Source organism: Asaia sp. W19 (assembly GCF_003994335.1).
Taxonomy (GTDB): domain Bacteria; phylum Pseudomonadota; class Alphaproteobacteria; order Acetobacterales; family Acetobacteraceae; genus Asaia.
Map to the genome: position 1 here is coordinate 1 of NZ_PNQZ01000205.1, position 1,053 is coordinate 1,053.

At 59.2% G+C, this 1,053-nt stretch carries 2 protein-coding genes; one reads left to right on the plus strand and one right to left on the minus strand.

The genetic code is table 11. The features are described 5' to 3' along the window. Nucleotides 1-63 precede the first annotated feature (63 nt). The gene (locus C0V97_RS18040; protein WP_127102394.1) at nucleotides 64-333 is read right to left on the minus strand and encodes a sulfurtransferase TusA family protein; all 270 of its coding nucleotides are present in this window, start codon (nucleotides 331-333) and stop codon (nucleotides 64-66) included. 132 nt (nucleotides 334-465) lie between these two features. On the opposite strand from C0V97_RS18040, the gene C0V97_RS18045 reads away from it, so the two are divergent. Next, a partial coding sequence (locus tag C0V97_RS18045) for an ROK family protein (RefSeq protein ID WP_127103758.1) occupies nucleotides 466-1,053 on the plus strand: 588 nt, incomplete at its 3' end.

Genomic DNA, 1,053 nt, shown 5'->3' on the forward strand with positions numbered 1-1,053 from the left:
GATGGGAAGGAGGGATAGCGTGTCGCACTCCATTCTCCAAGCCCAAGGAAGTAATGACTATGATTATTCCGTAACAGGGGAAGACACAGCTGTGTCCAATTTGCGACGGATGACGAAGGAAAGCGTCTCCCCGTCTTCAGAGAATGCAACTAACGCGTGTCCCGTCTCACGGCAGAAAGCCTGGAAATCCGCCACGCTGGCGCGATCCGTCGCTAGTACGCGTAGCCTGGCACCCCCGGAGAGCGCTTTGAGCGCGCGATGCGCCTTGAGCACAGGCAGGGGGCAGGCAAGCCCGCGCAGGTCGAGCAGCGTTTCTGTGGGGGAGACCGTCATATTCGGGACTATGCGCGCAGCTTGATGTGTGTTTCAAGATCGGGCGCTGTTTTGCCAATAGATCTTTACTCCGATCCTATTCCTCCGCAACATGCGCGCCAGTTTTCAGAAGCAACATCAGTAAGGCATGAGATGGCTGATTATCGCCTCGGCATCGATTTCGGTGGGACGAAGATCGAAATCGCAGTTCTCGATCGCGCGGGCGATCTGCAATTGCGTGAACGCGTCCCCAATCCGGGAATTTATGAAGACGCAGTGATCGCCGTGCGCGACCTGGTCGCCAGCGTGGACCAGCGCCTTGGAAGCGTCTCGTCCCATCTGGCCAAGCCGGGTCAGCTCAGCTCGACGCTGGGGATCGGCATTCCGGGCTCCATCTCGCCCGAAACCGGCCTGATCAAGAATGCGAATGCCACGTGGCTTAATAACCAGCCCTTCGGTATCGATCTGGATCGGGCACTCAACCGCTCGGTGCGCGTCGAGAACGATGCGAATTGCTTCGCGCTCTCCGAAGCCGCTGACGGCGCAGGGGCGGGTAATCGCACGGTCTTTGGTATCATCATCGGAACCGGAATGGGCGCCGGTATCGTTGTTGACGGAAAGGTGATCGGCGGTCGTCACAGCATCGCTGGCGAATGGGGCCACACGCCGCTCCCCTGGGGGCGCCTGGAAGAGTTCCCGCTGCCAAAGTGTTTTTGCGGCAATGAAGGCTGCCTTGRGCGC